Here is an 18,144-nt window from a genome sequence, read left to right as displayed (position 1 = left end):
GGTCCATGATGAGCATGAACCCTTTTTACACGAGCCACCGGATCGGTCAACTGATCCTTAAACGATCGGCATTAGGCATGCCGGGGTTTTTTATTGTCTGTAACATGGCGATTAACGCCTGGAGATTTGGTCGAAAATTCCGTCTGTCGCAAAATGGTCTTTCTGCGCCTGAGCCCAGGTACCTGCAACCTGATCAATGGTGAACAGTTTCAGTTTCGGGAATTCAGCCGCGAATTTCTTCTCAACTTCCGGATCACGCGGACGGTAATAATTTTCTGCCGCGATAGTCTGGCCTTCCGGCGAGTACAGGTATTTCAGGTAAGCATCCGCCACTGTACGGGTATCACGCTTATCCACGACTTTATCAACCACAGAAACCGTTGGCTCCGCCAGGATCGATTCGCTTGGCGTGACGATTTCGAACTTATCTTTGCCGACTTCTTTTGTTGCCAGCAATGCCTCGTTTTCCCAGGCAATCAGCACATCACCGATACCACGTTCAACGAAAGTATTGGTCGCGCCACGTGCACCGGAGTCCAGCACTTCGACGTTTTTATACAATGCTTTCACGAAATCCTGAGCCTTCGCTTTGTCATTGTTGTTGTGATGCAACGCGTAACCCCAGGCTGCCAGATAGTTCCAGCGTGCGCCGCCAGACGTTTTAGGGTTCGGCGTAATCACCGATACACCCGGTTTGATCAAATCATTCCAGTCATGAATTTGTTTCGGGTTGCCTTTGCGCACCAGGAACACAATGGTGGACGTGTAAGGCGCAGAGTTGTCCGGCAGGCGGGTGATCCAGTTTTTATCGATACGGCCGCGTTCTGCAATAGCATCAACGTCATAAGCCAGCGCCAGTGTTACCACATCCGCTTCAATGCCATTAATTACTGACGTAGCCTGTTTGCCTGAGCCACCATGCGACTGGCGTACGGTGACGGTATCACCGGTTTTGCCCTGCCAGTATTTACTGAATGCCTTGTTATATTGTTCATAGAATTCGCGGGTTGGATCGTATGACACGTTCAGAATCTGAATATCTTTGGCAATTGCTCCGGTTGCCACCAACAGCAATCCCAAACCTGCAGCCCATTTACGCATCGTACTCTCCCGAAATAGTTTCTATGGATTTCATTTATTTGTTCGTTAAAGAGAGCGTGCCAGATAAAAACGAAACACATAAAGAATAAAAGGTTTTTTTCTATTACTTTATGGAATAAACAAAAAGAGTGGCGAAAAAAAACCTCCCGCAAAGGAGGTTCTTTTAAACACGCAATAAGCTGAATCAGAAAAGTTTTTTCGCCGTGTCGTACCAGTCTTCTTTAAATTTGCTTTTCTTGTTCTCTGGCGCGATACAAATTGAGATGAGTTCGTGAACCATTTTCTCGTTTTCAACACCCACGCAGAAACCGCCCTGAGAATAGTCACGATCTTCTTCCAGCAACAGGTCAACAGCATACGCACCCATGCGGGAAGCCAGAATACGGTCATAAGCGACAGGTGCGCCGCCACGCTGAATATGACCTAATACCGTGCCACGCGTTTCACGACAGGTTTCTTTCTCGATGTATTTAGCCAGTTCTTCAATGTCATCTAACTTCTCGGTGATGGCAACGATGGCATGTTTTTTGCCTTTCGCGATACCGGCTTTGATTTCAGCAACCAGATCATCACGTTTGAATTCAACTTCAGGGATAGCGATAAATTCGCAACCCCCGGCAATCGCTGCTGCTAAGGTCAAATCACCGCAATAACGGCCCATCACCTCAACAATAGAGATACGCTGGTGTGAAGAGGAGGTATCACGTAAACGGTCAATGGCTTCAACCACTGTACCCAGCGCCGTGAAGAAACCGATAGTGTAGTCAGTGCCCGCAACGTCGTTATCGATTGTGCCTGGCAGGCCGATGCAACGGATGCCACCTTCTTTGGTCAGCAGGTCTGCACCGGCATATGAACCGTCACCGCCGATAACCACAAGGCCATCGATACCACGGTCTTTCATATTCTGCAGCGCAACTTTACGCATTTCTGGATCACGGAATTCCGGGAAACGTGCTGAACCCAGGAAAGTACCGCCACGGTTGATCATATCGGAGACGCTGTAGCGATCCAGTTTGCGCATGCGGTTTTCATACATGCCGAGGTAGCCATCTTCAATACCGTAGACTTCCAAATCTGCAGATAAAGCGGCGCGGACAACGCCACGGATCGCAGCATTCATGCCTGGGGCATCGCCACCACTTGTCAGTACACCAATTTTTTTGATCATGACTACCTCTGAACTTGTAGATGCAATTTCTTAAGAATCTTGAGCCAGCCTGTTGGGCGAATTTTTTTTATGCAGCCAAAAGGGCTTATTAGCGTTTGAGCCTATAGTATAACAAAACACCGGTGCTGAATTGATTCAAGTCAGCAAGAATACGCATACACCGCTCGGTACATCGCAATTTACTGATTCATACGGCTTTTACAAGATATTTCCAGTTCGTTACGATCACATTTCCACCTTGTTAATTTCCTGTTCTGCAAATCCAACCCAAATTGAGGACAAAAAAAACCCCACCTTTCGATGGGGGAAGACAGGGATGGTGTCTATGGCAAGGAAAAACAGGGATCTTACTCGGTCGTGCTGGTACTACTCGTCTTCTGGGCAGAAGAGGGCTGTAATCCAGATAACTGCATTTGCATCTGTTTCATGCGCTGCTCATGTTTCTGGTTCAATACATCTTTTTGCTCAGGGGTCAGCAGATTAAACATCTGGTTGCGGATGCGGGCCATTTCGACCTGACGATCCACCTGCTCCTGAGCCATTAATTCAGCTTGTGCTCGCACGGCGGCCTGATCAAACTTTTCGGCGGTAACCAGCCTGTGCATCGTTTCTATCTGTTCTACATTTACATGGGGTAGATCTTTACGAGCCTGGTGCATCAGGTCACGCATTTGCTGGCGCTGTTGCTCAGTAAGATTTACACCATCAAACATGGTGTTGCGTTCCTGAGGCTTATCCAACATCGTGCTATCATGTTCTGCTGGCATCGCCGACACTGGTTTCGCACCATCTGCTAAAACGACACCTGAACTCAGCGTCAGAAGCGTGGCCAAACCGAATGAAGCTGCCTTAAACATCACATACCCCTAAAGTCTTTATCGCTTCATCGCGAATCATTGAAAAGCAGTCTAAACCTGCTGCTGCAAACAAGCGTCAGTGCTTGTAAAAGTACGTAAAGTCATGGAATAGCGGCAATTGATGACGTATTTTGCGTCTAGAGGTAAATACAATGAATAAAATTTTGTTAGTTGATGACGACCGTGAACTGACTTCACTTTTGAAAGAATTGCTCGAAATGGAAGGCTTTAATGTTGTAGTGGCTTACGACGGTGAGCAGGCATTAGAGAAAATCGATAATACCATCGATCTTCTGTTACTTGACGTGATGATGCCGAAGAAAAACGGCATTGAAACCCTTAAAGAATTACGCCAGCGCCATCAGACGCCAGTGATTATGTTAACTGCGCGTGGCAGTGAATTAGACCGTGTCCTCGGCCTCGAACTGGGTGCCGATGACTATCTGCCAAAACCGTTTAACGACCGTGAGCTCGTGGCACGTATCCGGGCCATGTTGCGGCGTTCTAACTGGAGCGAACAGCAGCAAACCAATGAGAACAACGGTTCACCGACGCTTGAAGTCGATGGCTTACAACTGAACCCCGGCCGTCAGGAAGCCAGCTTTAACGGTGAAGCGCTGGATTTAACCGGCACTGAATTCACCCTGTTGTACTTACTGGCAAAACATCTCGGACAGGTCGTTTCCCGCGAACATCTGAGTCAGGAAGTGCTGGGTAAACGTCTGACGCCGTTTGACCGTGCTATTGATATGCACATCTCGAATTTACGCCGTAAATTACCCGATCGTCAGGACGGACATCCATGGTTTAAAACCCTGCGTGGACGCGGTTATCTGATGGTTTCTGCTTCATGATAAACAGTCTTACGGCACGTATTTTTGCCATTTTCTGGTTCACATTAGCCTTAGTGCTGATGCTGGTATTAATGGTGCCGAAACTCGATTCACGCCAGATTACGCCGTTGCTTGATAACGAGCAGCGGCAAGGCCTGATGATTGAACAACACGTTGAAGCTGAACTGGCGACCGATCCTGCCAATGACCTGATGTGGTGGCGCCGGTTGTTCCGTGCCATCGACAAATGGGCACCGCCGGGTCAACGCTTGTTGCTGGTGACCAGCGAAGGGCGCGTTATTGGCGCTCAGCGCAATGAAATGCAGATCGTACGTAACTTTATCGGCCAGTCGGATAACTCAGATCGTCCAAAGAAGAAAAAATATGGTCGCGTCGAAATGGTGGGGCCTTTCTCCGTTCGTGATGGCGAAGACAACTACCAGCTTTACCTGATGCGCCCCGCCAGCAGTTCTCAGTCTGATTTTATCAACCTGATGTTCGACCGTCCGCTATTGCTGCTAATCGTCACCATGCTGATCAGCGCCCCGCTGTTGCTCTGGCTGGCGTGGAGCCTGGCAAAACCTGCACGTAAGCTGAAAAACGCCGCAGACGACGTTGCACGCGGCAATCTCAAGCAGCATCCGGAACTCGAAGCCGGACCGCAGGAATTCCTTGCGACAGGTGCCAGTTTCAACCAGATGGTCAGCGCACTCGAACGAATGGTAACAGCACAGCAACGGCTGATTTCGGATATCTCACACGAGCTACGTACCCCACTGACGCGCCTGCAACTGGCCACCGCGTTGATGAGACGTCGTCATGGTGAGGGTAAAGAGCTGCAACGTATCGAAAATGAGGCTCAGCGCCTTGATGGCATGATCAATGACCTGCTGGTGTTATCACGCAGCCAGCATAAAAATGAATTATCGCGCGAAACCCTGAAGGCCAGTGAATTGTGGGCGGGTGTGATTGATGATGCACAGTTTGAAGCCGAACAGATGGGTAAAACCCTTGAGGTCACGTCGCCACCTGGCCCGTGGAAACTGATCGGTAATGCTGCGGCTCTCGACAGTGCGCTGGAAAACATCGTCCGTAACGCCCTGCGTTATTCGCATCATCACATTGTCCTGAACTTCGCCCACGACAGTGAAGGGATCACTATCACCGTTGATGACGATGGCCCTGGTGTGAGTGAAGAAGATCGTGAACAGATTTTCCGTCCGTTCTACCGCACTGATGAAGCGCGTGATCGGGAATCCGGCGGCACCGGCCTTGGGCTGGCGATCGTGGATACCGCGGTTCAGCAGCACAGAGGCAAGGTAAAAGCCGAAGACAGCCCGCTGGGCGGCCTTCGTTTGATTATCTGGCTGCCGCTGCACCAGCGTTAAGATTCTGCTATTCTGCGTCCCTCTATCAGGGGGACGCATGCTTAACATTGTTTTATTTGAACCAGAAATCCCGCCCAACACCGGCAACATTATCCGCCTGTGTGCCAACACCGGATGTCAGCTTCACCTCATCGAACCTTTGGGCTTTGGCTGGGACGATAAACGTCTGCGCCGTGCCGGGCTCGATTACCATGAATTCGCCCATATAAAGCATCACGCTAATTATGACGCTTTCCTCAGCAGCGAAAATCCACAACGTCTTTTTGCCCTGACGACCAAAGGCACGCCAGCGCACAGCGCCGTGAGCTATCAGGATAATGATTTCCTGCTGTTTGGCCCTGAAACTCGCGGCTTACCGGCGTCTATTCTGGATAATCTGCCCGCACAGCAGAAAATTCGCATTCCTATGCGCGCAGAAAGTCGCAGCATGAACTTGTCGAATGCTGTTTCTGTGGTGGTTTATGAAGCCTGGCGTCAACTGGGATATCCGGGCGCATTGCTGAAAGAATAGCGGAATGGAAGTGAAGAAGATGGCATGCAGATTCATGCCATCTGAAAACCCGTCAGATACCGTCGCCGAATTCAAAACCCTGCGCAATACCGTTGAAATGCTGATCCATATCCATGGAAGGACGCTCGCTTTCCGGACGCCCGACAATTCGCGCCGGAACGCCTGCAGCCGTGGTGTGCGGAGGAACTGATTGCAACACGACTGAGCCCGCACCGATTTTCGCACCAGCACCCACTTCAATATTGCCGAGGATTTTCGCACCGGCACCAATCATGACGCCTTCACGGATTTTAGGGTGGCGGTCACCGCAGGTTTTTCCTGTACCACCAAGCGTCACAGATTGCAGAATCGATACGTCATTCTCAACCACGGCCGTTTCACCGATGACAATCCCGGTGGCGTGGTCAAACATGATGCCGCAGCCAATACGCGCCGCCGGGTGAATATCTACGCCGAATGACACTGAAATCTGATTTTGGAAATAAATCGCCAGCGCTTTACGATCCTGCTTCCACAGCCAGTTACCGATACGGTATGCCTGCAGCGCGTGGAATCCTTTCAGATAGAGTAACGGGGTGGAATATTTGTCGACTGCCGCATCACGCTGATGCACAGCCAGAATGTCACGGGCAGCAGAGAGGATCATTTGTTCGTCGTTGCGATAGGCTTCTTCGACAACTTCACGGATCGCCATCGCAGGCATAATCGGATTGCCCAACTTGTTGGCCAGAATGTAGCTCAACGCGCCGCCCAGCGTTTCATGTTTTAGCAACGTCGCATGGAAAAAACTGGCCAGCATCGGTTCACAATCAGCCAGCGCTCTCGCCTCTGATTTAATGTTATTCCAGACCAGTTCTAATTCTTCTAGCGACATCACTTTTCCTTACGACTTTGCAAGTTCGGGTAATAAAAAGCCGCCCTGTCGGGAATACCAACAAGGTGGCTATTCTGCAGATGCCTTTCAGTGGCTGTGTTTTTCATCCTTGCTCGCACGGGCAAGCAAACTGATCGCCGCTTCACGCGCATCTTTACCGCAGTACAAGACCTGGTAAATCTGTTCAGTGATTGGCATTTCAACGTTATTACGCTGCGCCAGAGCCCGTACTTCTTTCGTATTGCGATAGCCTTCAACAACCTGACCGATGGTGTCCTGAGCAGTCTGAACATCCTTGCCTTGCCCCAGCATAATGCCAAAGCGACGGTTACGGGACTGGTTATCTGTGCAGGTTAACACCAAATCACCCAAGCCTGCCATGCCCATAAATGTGGCCGGATCAGCGCCTAAAGCGGAACCCAGGCGGGTCATTTCAGCCAGACCACGGGTAATCAGCGCGGTTCTTGCATTAGCCCCAAAGCCGATACCATCGGACATTCCGGCACCAATCGCGATAACGTTTTTGATCGCACCGCCCAACTGAACCCCGATAAAATCGGGATTGCTGTAAACACGGAAGCTTTTGCCACAGTGCAGCAATTGCTGCAGATCTTCGGCAAAACTGGCATCAGTGGCGGCCAGTGAGATTGCCGTTGGCATACCTGCCGCCAGTTCTTTGGCGAATGTCGGCCCGGAAACCACCGCTAACGGAATGGCATCACCGAGTTCTTCGCGTGCGACATCCTGCAACAGACGGCCGGTTTCTGCTTCCAGCCCTTTCGTCGCCCATACCACACGCGCATCAGGGCGCAAATGGGGTTTCAGCTGACGCAAAACGTCACCAAATACATGGCTGGGTACCACAACCAGCACATTACGGCTGGCCGCTAACGCGACAGACAGATTGGTTTCGAGCAACAGATTATCGGGGAACGGAACATCAGGAAGGAATTCCTGATTACAACGGGCACGTTGTAATGCGTTGATGTGGTCGGGATTATGTCCCCACAGCACAACGGGATGGCCATTTCTGGCAAGAGTAATCGCTAAAGCGGTGCCGTACGAGCCGGCACCGATCACTGTCATTGACGCATTGACGGTTTTCATCAGGCATCCTGATGCGGTTCAGCACCTTCGCCTTCAGCTTGCTGTTGCAGATAGTTCATGAACAGAGCGTCAAAGTTAACAGGTGCAAGGTTCAGTTGCGGGAAGGTACCGCGGGAAACCAGGCTGGTGATGCACTCACGGGCATACGGGAACAGAATGTTCGGGCAATATGCACCCAGGCAGTGCGCCATCTGGTTGCCATCAATACCGGAGATAGTGAAGATACCACCCTGCTGAACTTCGCACAGGAACGCAGTTTCGTCGCCCAGTGAAGAAGTTACCGTCACACGCAAGACGACTTCATATACGCCTTCAGCCAGCTGGCTGGAAGCGGTATCAAGATCCAGTTTAACTTCTGGCTGCCAGTCTTGCTGGAAAACCTGAGGCGCATTTGGCGCTTCAAAAGAGATGTCTTTGGTGTAGATACGTTGGATCTGGAAAGCCATCTCGGTGTTATTTTGTTCTGACATGTGAGTAGTACCCTCGGGTTAATAGTCCTTTTAAACACTTAATGAAAAACAGCCGCCGCCTTTATTAACCCAGCATTGGGTCAAGGCCACCGCGTGCATCAAGTGCATGTAAATCATCACAACCGCCGACATGCTGCCCGTCGATAAAGATCTGAGGAACGGTTGAACGACCGCTGCGGGCGATCATTTTTTCACGTTTATCTGCATCGCCGTCGATAGCGATTTCATCGAATGAAGCTCCTTTGCTATTAAGCAGAGCTTTCGCACGATGGCAATAAGGGCAGGTTGCCTTGGTGTAGATTTCAATTTTTGCCATGGGTTCCACCTCAGAGTCGTAAAATTGAGTGCCGTAGCAGTTGGCTTAATGTCTTATTTACCGCGCACTAAAGGCAGGTTTTCACTGCTCCAGCCGCTGATACCTTCTTTGAGTGTAAACACACGCTCAAAACCAGCAGCAATAAGGCCTTCAGCCGCAGTGCGGGAAGTTTGTCCTGTGGCACAAACCACGATAACAGGCTGTGCTTTATGTTTGGTCAGCTCACCCAGGTTGTTGTTCTTGATGTCAGCAGACAACACATTCTGTGATTCAGCGATGTGGCCTTTGCGGAATTCTTCACGCGCGCGAACATCGACAACGATGGCATCTTCTTTGTTAATCAGGCGGGTTGCTTCGCCACGGGTGATCTCTTTCACTTTAGAAAAACGTGTTTTAAAGGTGGTCACAATTACTGCAATCAGTAACGCAACCCACGCCAGGCTGAGAACCGGATGCGCACTGATGAATGGCATAATATCTTGCATGGGGTGTAGCAACTCCCGTCAGTTGGGGGAAAATTCAAGGCTTCAGAGTATACCTGCGCGTCGGAGCAAATACAGCCAGTAAGCGCGGGTGAATGCCACAATCTGCGGCACATCCTGGAAAATTAACACGGCTTTATGCCGAAAGTTAACCCTCACCCCGCCTCATCTTTGATCTCCTCGGGCTATTCACACACGGCGCTGGGGTAAAATCAGCCCGCCTGAGTGCATTTAGCCGCGCCTGTTCATGCCGTTGCAACTGGCGAGCCTATTGAGCATTTCATCTTTTAAACTGAGGTCAATTGACATGTCGAGCAACAAAAAACCGATGGTTCTGGTGATTCTGGATGGCTACGGGCATCGTGAAGAACAACAAGATAACGCAATTCTGAATGCCAAAACCCCCGTCATGGATAATCTGTGGGCCACTCACCCGCATACCCTTATCGCCGCATCCGGGCTGGACGTCGGTCTGCCTGATGGTCAGATGGGAAACTCCGAAGTAGGCCATGTCAATTTAGGTGCCGGCCGCATCGTGTATCAGGATCTCACCCGTCTGGACAAAGAAATTAAAGAAGGCGACTTCTTTAATAATAGCGTACTGACTGGCGCTGTTGATCGCGCAATCGCCGCAGGCAAAGCGGTTCACATTATGGGACTGTTGTCTGCGGGCGGCGTTCATAGCCACGAAGACCACATCATGGCGATGGTCGAACTGGCGCAACGCCGTGGCGCGAAAGCCATTTATCTGCATGCCTTCCTGGATGGTCGCGATACACCACCACGCAGCGCTGAAGCGGCGCTGAAACGCTTCTCAGAGAAATTCGCACAAATCGGTACGGGTCGTATTGCGTCAATCGTGGGCCGTTATTACGCCATGGATCGCGATAACCGCTGGGATCGCGTGCAACTGGCCTATGATTTGATGTCACAGGCAAAAGGCGCATTTACTGCCGATAATGCACTGGCTGGCCTGCAGGCCGCTTATGCCCGTGATGAAAATGATGAATTCGTGAAGCCAACCGTATTGCAGGCAGCAGGCGAAGAATCCGCAGCCATCAATGACGGCGATGCATTGATCTTCATGAACTTCCGCGCAGACCGGGCCCGCGAAATCACCCGCGCCTTTATCAGTCCGGACTTCGATGGTTTTGCCCGCGAAAAAGTCATCAACTTCGGCGATTTCATCATGCTGACCGAATATGCTGCAGACATCAACGCAGCCTGCGCCTATCCACCGGCATCACTGAAAAACACGCTGGGTGAATGGCTGATGGCGCACGGCAAAACGCAGTTGCGTATCTCTGAAACCGAGAAGTATGCCCATGTCACCTTCTTCTTTAACGGGGGCATGGAAGATTCGTTTGAAGGCGAAGACCGTATTCTGGTGAAATCACCAAACGTGGCGACTTATGACCTGCAACCGGAAATGAGCTCTGCTGAACTGACGGAAAAGCTGCTCGGCGCAATCAGCAGTGGTAAGTACGATACCATCATTTGTAACTATCCGAATGGCGACATGGTCGGTCATACCGGCGTTTACGACGCAGCAGTGAGTGCCGTTGAAGCACTCGATAAATGTGTTGCTCAGGTTGTGGACGCAGTGAAAGCCGTGGGTGGTCAGTTGCTGATTACCGCCGACCACGGTAATGCAGAACAAATGCGTGACCCGGCGACCGGTCAGGCACACACTGCACACACCAGCCTGCCGGTTCCGCTGATTTATATCGGCGGAAATGCACAAGCGGTTGAAGGCGGTAAATTATCTGATATCGCGCCAACTATGCTTTCACTGATGGGCATGGAAATTCCGCCGGAAATGAGCGGCAAGCCGCTGTTTATCGCGCGTTAATTTCTGTTAAAAACCGTCAAAAAAGGCGTACTGACACCCGTTGGTACGCCTTTTTTGTTTGTGCATCAGCGGGTTGATTAGTGTTACGATACGAAAAGGGACAGCCATATTGTCTATCATCCACGGTCGACAAGCGGAAAAAAGTTTGAGCAAATTCAATCATTTCAGCCTGATGAGAACCCGCCTTTCCGCTCAGGACAAGGCCGTATCTGCCTTCCCATCTCCAGCCTTACTACTTTGCGTTTCCCTGCTGTCTCTTTCTGTGAGTGTGCATGCTGACGACAATAAAGATCAGCTCAAAACCATTCAGCAAAACATCGCGGAAAAAGAGAAAAGCGTAAAACAGCAGAAACAGCAACGCGGCACGTTATTGCAGCAATTGCAGGCGCAGGAAAAAACCATCGCCTCAGCCAGCAGTCAGTTACGCAGCACTCAGTCAACCCTCGCCACGTTGGGAAAAGACATTTCCGGGCTGAATGCGTCCATTGATAAATTGCAAAAACAGCAAAAGACGCAGGAAGCTATTCTGGCAAAGCAGCTCGATGCCGCATTCCGGATCGGGCAGCATAAAGGCCTGCAATTACTGCTGAGCAGCGAAGAGAGCGCACGCAGCGAGAGGATCCTGGCTTATTTTGGTTATCTGAATGAAGCGCGACAGAAAACCATTGAGGATCTGAAACAGACCCGAGCCACGCGGGCTGAACAGCGTGTTTCTTTGCAATCGAAACAAACCCAGCAAAAAAGCCTGCTGAGTGAACAACAAACCCAGCAGCAGAAACTCGAACAGGCTCGTGCCGCCCGTAAGCAAACGCTCACGGCACTGGAGTCTTCATTGCAAAAAGATGAGCAGAGCCTGACCGAACTGCGCGCTAACGAATCCAGCCTGCAAAACAAAATTGCCGCTGCCGAACGTGCTGCCAAAGCACGCGCAGAAAAAGAAGCGCGTGAAGCTGCGGCAGTCAGAGCGAAAGAACAGCAGGCGAAGAAATCCGGTTCCACCTACAAACCGACCCAAAGCGAGCAATCTCTGATGGCCCGTACCGGCGGTCTGGGCAGACCATCAGGTCAAAATATGTGGCCTGTTAATGGTTCGTTGATACATCGCTTCGGCGAACAGCTGCAGGGTGAACTACGCTGGAAAGGGATTGTGATCTCAGCAAGAGAAGGCAGTGATGTCCGGGCGATTGCTGACGGACGCGTCATTCTGGCGGACTGGTTACAGGGATACGGTTTGGTTGTGGTTATCGATCATGGCAAAGGCGATATGAGCCTGTACGGTTACAACCAGGATGCACTGGTCAGCGTAGGCGACCAGGTCAGAACGGGCCAGGCCATTGCTAAAGTTGGGAACAGCGGCGGACAAGGCCAGCCATCGCTGTATTTTGAAATTCGTCGTCAGGGCCAGGCCGTTAATCCACAGCCGTGGTTGGGAAGATAGCATTGCGATATAACAAGTCCGTTTTAGCTGCCCTTTGTGGTACTGCGTTTTTTGCTTGTCAGGTTCAGGCAGCGAAATTATCCATCCTGATCGATGACTTTGGTTATCGCCAGCATGAGGAAAACCAGGTACTTCAGATGCCAAAAGCGGTATCCGTCGCGATTTTCCCCAACGCACCCGATTCACAGATGATGATGAACAAGGCTCACCAGCAGGGGCGTGAAATTCTGATCCATCTGCCGATGGCGCCACTTAGTAAGCAACCGCTGGAAAAAGACACGCTGACCCCCTCCATGAGCGCCGCAGAAGTGAAACGTATTGTCGATCAGGCGATCAGCAATATCCCTTACGCGATTGGCATCAATAACCATATGGGTAGTGCTATGACCTCCAGCCTGACCGGGATGGAAAATGTCATGCAGGCAATGAATGCCCACAACCTGTTTTTCCTCGACAGCATGACCATTGGTAACACCCAGTCAGTCAAAGCGGCTCAGGGCACCCGGGTGAAAGTCATTAAGCGCAATGTCTTTTTAGATGATGTGCAGAATGAAGCGGAAATCCGCCGTCAGTTTGAACGCGCAATTCAGCTCGCACGCAAGAATGGATATGCCATCGCGATAGGACACCCGCATCCGACGACAGTGAAAGTACTGCAGCAAATGTTGCCGAATCTACCTTCCGATATCGTTCTGGTCAGGCCAAGTGATCTGCTGAACGAACCCCAGCGCAGCACACCCGCCGGTAAGGTCACGATTACGCCCGTAAAATCATCACGTAAAGGCATCAGCATCTGCCGCCTCAGGCAACCTCTCCCGCAGATTTATGCCGACAGCATGTTTAAAATTCTGGGGGAAAGCCTGAAATCTTCACCCGCTGCGGCATTTGTTGAACGGCAGTATTCTGTGATAACAACTTTTACTAAAAAGTAGAAATCGCACACATTGGCGGTTTCCTGATTATATTGGTGGTACGCATATATTTGGCATCACCAAATAACTTATTGATATCAATTGATTTCATAGCCAAACTAAAAAGTAGAGCTTCTGGGTTTTGCCTCATATAATGGGCGCTGTATATTTTTTTGACCGGACTGAGCAAGGGCGCTAACCGATGGGACAAGATCGATCTAAAATTCTGCTACTGGATAGTGGCAAGGAATGGGGAGGCGGGACTAACAGCATGTTAGAACTGCTGAAAAGAATCGATCGTGAAAAATATGAAATCAGCTGCTGCTTTTACAACGATTACGCCCGGGACAACGGCGAAACTATCAGTCAGATTTTAAACTCACTGAATGTACCGGTATTTTTTATTCCGCAGGTTAAGCAACCTGCCTGGGCGAAAATAGCTAAAGAAGTATTAAGAACGCTGTTTTTCTTTAGCAGTAATTTGCGTCAGAAAGCCATTTACTCTATCGACAAAATCTGGCGTATTAATCCCAATATCCGCAAAATTCACTCCCTGCTTGAACTCGGTCAGTTTGACATTCTCTATATGAATAATCAGCCCAGCTCTAACGTCGAAGGCTATTATTCTACTGCCGGTTTACCCACAGAAATCGTACAGCATTGTCGCATTGAACCGGTGCTCAACCGGGAGGTTGTGCGCATCGTTAACCGGTTCTGCCACAGCATTATCTCTGTTTCTCAAGGCGTTCAGGAACAACTGCTCAAACGTGGTGTACGCAAAGAGTTATGTTTTACCGTTTTTAATGGCATTGATATCCATCAGCCATTGCCCGAAGGCACAAAAATCCGGGAAGAATTAGCAGCCGACAACGACACGTTCATCTTTGGCAGTATAGGTTCTCTGATTAACCGCAAAGCTCATCACTTCACATTACTGGCACTAGACAAATTTAATCGCGCATTTCCGGAAGCCAAATGGAAAATGGTGTTTGTGGGTGAAGGCCCGAATTTACGCCGTCTCATTCAGCAAACTTCGGCTCTGAATATGATGGATAAAGTGGTATTTACAGGCTTCCAGAGCAATGCGCTGGAATATCTGTCCGCGTTTGATGCCTTTATATTAGGCTCAAAAAGTGAAGGGCTTCCGCGGGTCGTGTTGGAATCCATGCTGCTGAAAACGCCGGTGATTGGTTCGAATGTCACCGGTACAGCCGAACTGATTAAAAATGCAGAAACCGGCATGTTATTTGAGTATGGCGATATTGATATGCTCTTTAATCATATGAAAACACTGTATCTCAATGCCCATCTGAGAAATGAAATTGCAGAGCAGGCAAATCTGACTGTTCGCGAAAAATTTGCAATTGAAAAATATGTCTCAGGCGTTGAAACCGTTTTAAGCAGTGTGAAAAAGAAACAAGGCTGAATATGTTCAAATTTCTAAATCCAAAATATCGTCACATTCTTTCACGCCATAATTTGCCGTATGACGGGACCGTCATGGCAGGAAAACCAAAGAACAGCGTGACGTCTGTGGTGATCCCTTCCGCGGGGGCTGACTATATTGAAGAAGCTTGTCTGTGTGCAGAGTTTGCCGATAAATTTGCGACCGCATTACAGGAAATCGTGATTGTTACCGATCAGGCTGCCAGCCAGTTTCGCCCGTTACCGGAGAAAGTCCGGATCGTCACGCTTCACCCTGAAACCAAATCCGGTGATTATCGTTATAAACAAATTTATCTCAGCCGCCTGATCAAACTGATGGCGCCTTTGCAGGCCAGAACTGACGGTATTTTGATGATCGATTCCGATCTTAATTTGCTTAAAATGCCGGAAATTCAGTTACATGAAAATCATATTTATTCAAGTTTCCGTCAGGGCAAGATGATTGCCAAACTGGACGGTTGTGATCCTGAGATCATCCCGGCGTATTACAAAAACAGCGTGCGTCCTTATATTGTCGATCACGTGAACGGCGCTTTCTTAGCCGCCACGCGTAAAACCTGGGAGCGTTTGTGCCCGCTGTGGATTATGTTTTTCATCGATACATGGAACATTCTGCCAGACAACCAGCCCCCGACAGATCAACTGCCTCTGGCGGCCATGCTGGATACGCTGGACATCAAAAGCGTCAATCTGGGCGACTGGATGAACTGGCCGGTATCGAAAAAAATTGGCGGCACACCGTCGGTTATCCCTAAAGAAGTGATCGGCGCTCATGGCGGCTTCCCGCTGACAGAATGGCAAAAGTATCTGGCTTCACCGGATAATGAACTGTTATTCAAAGGTCAGGATTACACCCGTAAAGTGCGTTATCTGACGGATGACGAGAAACAAATGGCCGGTCCTGCGGCGTAAAGACTGCGCCCGCTATCAGCAAAAGCCCGCTATTTTCAGCGGGCTTTTGCATTTTCAGAGCGCCAGATTACCAGTTAAGTATCACTTTGCCGGAATGCCCGGAGCGCATCGCATCAAACCCTTTCTGGAATTCATCAATCGGAAAATGGTGCGTAATCAGAGGTGTAAGATCTAATCCTGACTGGATCAGGGCGGCCATTTTGTACCAGGTTTCGAACATTTCCCTTCCGTAAATCCCTTTAATAAACAGTCCTTTGAAAATCACCTGATTCCAGTCGATTGCCATCTCGGTCGATGGAATGCCCAGCATCGCAATCCGGCCGCCATGATTCATGGCGTTAAGCATGCTGCGAAATGCCGCAGGTGCACCTGACATTTCCAGCCCGACGTCAAACCCTTCCGTCATGCCCAGCTCATCCATCACATTCTGCAAGCTTTGCTGGCTGACATTCACCGCCCGCGTCACACCCATTTTGCGCGCGAGTTCCAGACGGTATTCGTTCATATCCGTGATCACCACATGGCGGGCACCAACATGTTTGCAGATGGCTGCCGCCATGATGCCAATCGGCCCGGCACCGCTGATCAGAACATCCTCGCCGACCAGATCAAACGACAATGCGGTATGCACAGCATTACCAAAGGGATCAAAAATGGCAGCCAGATCATCAGAAATATTGTCTGGGATTTTAAACGCATTAAAAGCAGGTAATACCAGATACTCAGCAAAAGCGCCCGGACGGTTTACCCCCACGCCCTGTGCGTTGCGGCACAAATGCGTACGTCCTCCCCGGCAATTACGGCAGTGTCCGCAGGTAATATGCCCCTCGCCCGACACCCGGTCACCGATACTGAAACCTTTAACTTCCTGCCCGATGCCCACCACTTCGCCGACATATTCGTGTCCGACCACCATTGGTACGGGAATGGTTTTTTGTGACCATTCGTCCCAGTTGTAGATGTGCACATCGGTTCCGCAGATGGCGGTTTTACGGATTTTGATCAGCAAATCGTTGTGCCCTAATTCCGGCACGGCCACATCCGTCATCCAGATGCCTTCTTCACGTTTGAGTTTTGCTAAAGCTTTCATCGACATTCCTCAGGCGATCACGCCAAGTTTTTTGCCAATACGGGTGAAGGCTTCAACGGCCTTTTCGATTTGTTCCGTGCTGTGCGCTGCTGACATTTGAGTACGGATGCGCGCCTGCCCCTGAGGCACCACCGGGTAAAAGAAGCCGGTGACGTAAATCCCTTCCTGCTGCAAAAGCGACGCAAACTCCTGAGCCAGACGAGCCTCGCCAAGCATCACCGGGATAATGGCGTGATCAGCCCCCGCCAGCGTGAAACCCGCGGCGGTCATTTTCTCGCGGAACAATTTTGAATTGCTGAGCAAACGCTCACGCAGTTCGCTGCCTTCTTCGAGCATGGAAAGCACTTTCAGGGAGGCAGAAACAATCGACGGTGCCAGGGAATTAGAGAAGAGATAGGGCCGCGAACGCTGACGCAACCAGTCGATCACTTCCTGACGCGCAGCGGTATAACCGCCGGAAGCCCCGCCCAGCGCTTTGCCAAGCGTGCCAGTGATGATGTCCACGCGCCCCATCACATCGCAATATTCGTGCGTTCCCCGCCCTTCGGCACCGACAAAACCTACCGCATGGGAATCATCGACCATCACCAGCGCGTCGAACCGTTCGGCCAGGTCGCACACGCCCTTCAGGTTGGCTATCACGCCATCCATTGAAAATACGCCGTCAGTTGCCACCAGAATATGACGGGCACCCTCATCTTTTGCCTGCTGCAAACGGGTTTCCAGTTCAGACATATCGTTGTTGGCATACCGATAACGTTTCGCTTTGCATAAGCGAACACCATCGATTATTGAGGCATGATTCAGCGCATCCGAAATGATGGCGTCTTCTTCACCCAGCAGTGTTTCAAATAACCCACCGTTGGCATCAAAGCAGGAGGAATAGAGGATCGCATCGTCCATACCGAGAAAGTCAGCCAGACGATGTTCAAGTTCTTTGTGCGTATCTTGTGTGCCGCAGATAAAGCGGACCGAAGCCATGCCGAAACCGTGGCTGTCGAGACCGGCTTTTGCAGCACGGATCAGTTCGGGATGATTCGCCAGGCCAAGGTAGTTGTTGGCGCAAAAATTGATGACCGGACGGCCGCCAGCGACGGAGACTTCAGCCTGCTGGGGCGTGGTGAGAATGCGTTCTTCTTTAAACAGCCCTTCAACCCGGGCCTGCTCCAGCTGATCTTCCAGCTGGCGATAAAACGAAACAGACATACAGTATTCTCCTGAAATGACTCATTCACGGAATACCTTACTAATCTGCATATAAAATAACGATGGAAGTGCTCACAATATCTTTGTTTTGCAGCATAGTTCACGCCTTACGCTCTGAAACATAAGAATCCCTGTTATCGGACACCTTCCCAATGTGAGCTTCATAATGAAGTGTTATG

At 50.3% G+C, this 18,144-nt stretch carries 18 protein-coding genes; 8 read left to right on the top strand and 10 right to left on the bottom strand.

Features of this window, described 5'->3' with window-relative positions; translation table 11 throughout:
* Positions 1-111 precede the first annotated feature (111 nt).
* The 3 genes from DXU84_RS20710 to cpxP form a co-directional block, all read right to left on the bottom strand.
* Positions 112-1,101 (bottom strand): sulfate ABC transporter substrate-binding protein, encoded by a 990-nt coding sequence (locus DXU84_RS20710; RefSeq protein WP_013577594.1) that lies wholly within the window; start codon positions 1,099-1,101, stop codon positions 112-114.
* A gap of 184 nt (positions 1,102-1,285) precedes the next feature.
* On the bottom strand, positions 1,286-2,272 hold the full coding sequence (gene pfkA, locus DXU84_RS20705; RefSeq protein WP_013577595.1) for a 6-phosphofructokinase: 987 nt from the start codon (positions 2,270-2,272) through the stop codon (positions 1,286-1,288).
* 347 nt (positions 2,273-2,619) lie between these two features.
* The gene (gene cpxP / locus DXU84_RS20700) at positions 2,620-3,129 is read right to left on the bottom strand and encodes a cell-envelope stress modulator CpxP (RefSeq protein ID WP_013577596.1); all 510 of its coding nucleotides are present in this window, start codon (positions 3,127-3,129) and stop codon (positions 2,620-2,622) included.
* Between the two features lie 152 nt (positions 3,130-3,281).
* Between cpxP and cpxR the strand changes: the two genes are divergently transcribed.
* Genes cpxR through trmL form a run of 3 tightly spaced genes read left to right on the top strand, consistent with a single transcriptional unit; the run spans position 3,282 to position 5,861 of the window.
* Positions 3,282-3,983: an envelope stress response regulator transcription factor CpxR gene (gene cpxR / locus DXU84_RS20695; RefSeq protein WP_013577597.1), complete on the top strand. Its 702-nt coding sequence runs from the start codon at positions 3,282-3,284 to the stop codon at positions 3,981-3,983.
* Positions 3,980-5,350 (top strand): envelope stress sensor histidine kinase CpxA, encoded by a 1,371-nt coding sequence (gene cpxA / locus DXU84_RS20690; protein WP_037035328.1) that lies wholly within the window; start codon positions 3,980-3,982, stop codon positions 5,348-5,350. The genes cpxR and cpxA overlap by 4 nt, the downstream gene beginning before the upstream one ends.
* Positions 5,351-5,387: 37 nt before the next feature.
* Positions 5,388-5,861: a tRNA (uridine(34)/cytosine(34)/5-carboxymethylaminomethyluridine(34)-2'-O)-methyltransferase TrmL gene (gene trmL / locus DXU84_RS20685; protein WP_013577599.1), complete on the top strand. Its 474-nt coding sequence runs from the start codon at positions 5,388-5,390 to the stop codon at positions 5,859-5,861.
* Between the two features lie 52 nt (positions 5,862-5,913).
* Here trmL and cysE read toward each other — a convergent pair whose 3' ends face one another.
* From cysE to DXU84_RS20660, 5 genes are all read right to left on the bottom strand, one after another.
* Positions 5,914-6,735, bottom strand: coding sequence for a serine O-acetyltransferase (gene cysE / locus DXU84_RS20680; RefSeq protein ID WP_153376602.1), 822 nt, complete (start codon positions 6,733-6,735; stop codon positions 5,914-5,916).
* Positions 6,736-6,822: 87 nt separating this feature from the next.
* The gene (gene gpsA / locus DXU84_RS20675; protein ID WP_013577601.1) at positions 6,823-7,842 is read right to left on the bottom strand and encodes an NAD(P)H-dependent glycerol-3-phosphate dehydrogenase; all 1,020 of its coding nucleotides are present in this window, start codon (positions 7,840-7,842) and stop codon (positions 6,823-6,825) included.
* Positions 7,842-8,312, bottom strand: coding sequence for a protein-export chaperone SecB (secB, locus tag DXU84_RS20670; protein WP_013577602.1), 471 nt, complete (start codon positions 8,310-8,312; stop codon positions 7,842-7,844). Before secB ends, gpsA begins: the two co-directional genes overlap by 1 nt.
* A 64-nt stretch (positions 8,313-8,376) precedes the next feature.
* Entirely contained in the window at positions 8,377-8,628 is a 252-nt protein-coding gene (gene grxC, locus DXU84_RS20665) for a glutaredoxin 3 (RefSeq protein WP_013577603.1), read from the bottom strand.
* A gap of 53 nt (positions 8,629-8,681) precedes the next feature.
* Positions 8,682-9,113 (bottom strand): rhodanese-like domain-containing protein, encoded by a 432-nt coding sequence (locus tag DXU84_RS20660; protein ID WP_013577604.1) that lies wholly within the window; start codon positions 9,111-9,113, stop codon positions 8,682-8,684.
* 304 nt (positions 9,114-9,417) lie between these two features.
* On the opposite strand from DXU84_RS20660, the gene gpmM reads away from it, so the two are divergent.
* From gpmM to DXU84_RS20635, 5 genes are all read left to right on the top strand, one after another.
* Positions 9,418-10,962 (top strand): 2,3-bisphosphoglycerate-independent phosphoglycerate mutase, encoded by a 1,545-nt coding sequence (gpmM, locus tag DXU84_RS20655; RefSeq protein ID WP_037035330.1) that lies wholly within the window; start codon positions 9,418-9,420, stop codon positions 10,960-10,962.
* A gap of 145 nt (positions 10,963-11,107) precedes the next feature.
* Positions 11,108-12,400, top strand: a complete 1,293-nt coding sequence (envC, locus tag DXU84_RS20650; protein WP_153376601.1) for a murein hydrolase activator EnvC — start codon at positions 11,108-11,110, stop codon at positions 12,398-12,400.
* A 2-nt stretch (positions 12,401-12,402) separates the two neighbouring features.
* Positions 12,403-13,332, top strand: coding sequence for a divergent polysaccharide deacetylase family protein (locus DXU84_RS20645; RefSeq protein WP_153376600.1), 930 nt, complete (start codon positions 12,403-12,405; stop codon positions 13,330-13,332).
* 181 nt (positions 13,333-13,513) lie between these two features.
* A complete protein-coding gene (locus DXU84_RS20640; protein WP_013577608.1) occupies positions 13,514-14,737 on the top strand; it encodes a glycosyltransferase in 1,224 nt (407 codons plus the stop codon).
* 2 nt (positions 14,738-14,739) lie between these two features.
* Positions 14,740-15,669 carry a hypothetical protein gene (locus DXU84_RS20635; protein WP_013577609.1) on the top strand — a complete coding sequence of 310 codons (930 nt, stop codon included), beginning with the start codon at positions 14,740-14,742 and terminating at the stop codon, positions 15,667-15,669.
* Between the two features lie 67 nt (positions 15,670-15,736).
* On the opposite strand, the gene tdh is transcribed toward DXU84_RS20635, so the two are convergent.
* Positions 15,737-16,759: an L-threonine 3-dehydrogenase gene (gene tdh / locus DXU84_RS20630; protein WP_013577610.1), complete on the bottom strand. Its 1,023-nt coding sequence runs from the start codon at positions 16,757-16,759 to the stop codon at positions 15,737-15,739.
* Between the two features lie 9 nt (positions 16,760-16,768).
* Positions 16,769-17,965, bottom strand: a complete 1,197-nt coding sequence (gene kbl, locus DXU84_RS20625; RefSeq protein WP_013577611.1) for a glycine C-acetyltransferase — start codon at positions 17,963-17,965, stop codon at positions 16,769-16,771.
* Between the last annotated feature and the right edge of the window lie 179 nt (positions 17,966-18,144).

Origin of the sequence: Rahnella sp. RcJ3 (assembly GCF_009498575.1) — a bacterium.
Taxonomy (GTDB): domain Bacteria; phylum Pseudomonadota; class Gammaproteobacteria; order Enterobacterales; family Enterobacteriaceae; genus Rahnella; species Rahnella aceris.
This window is presented reverse-complemented; position numbering and strand designations above follow the sequence as displayed.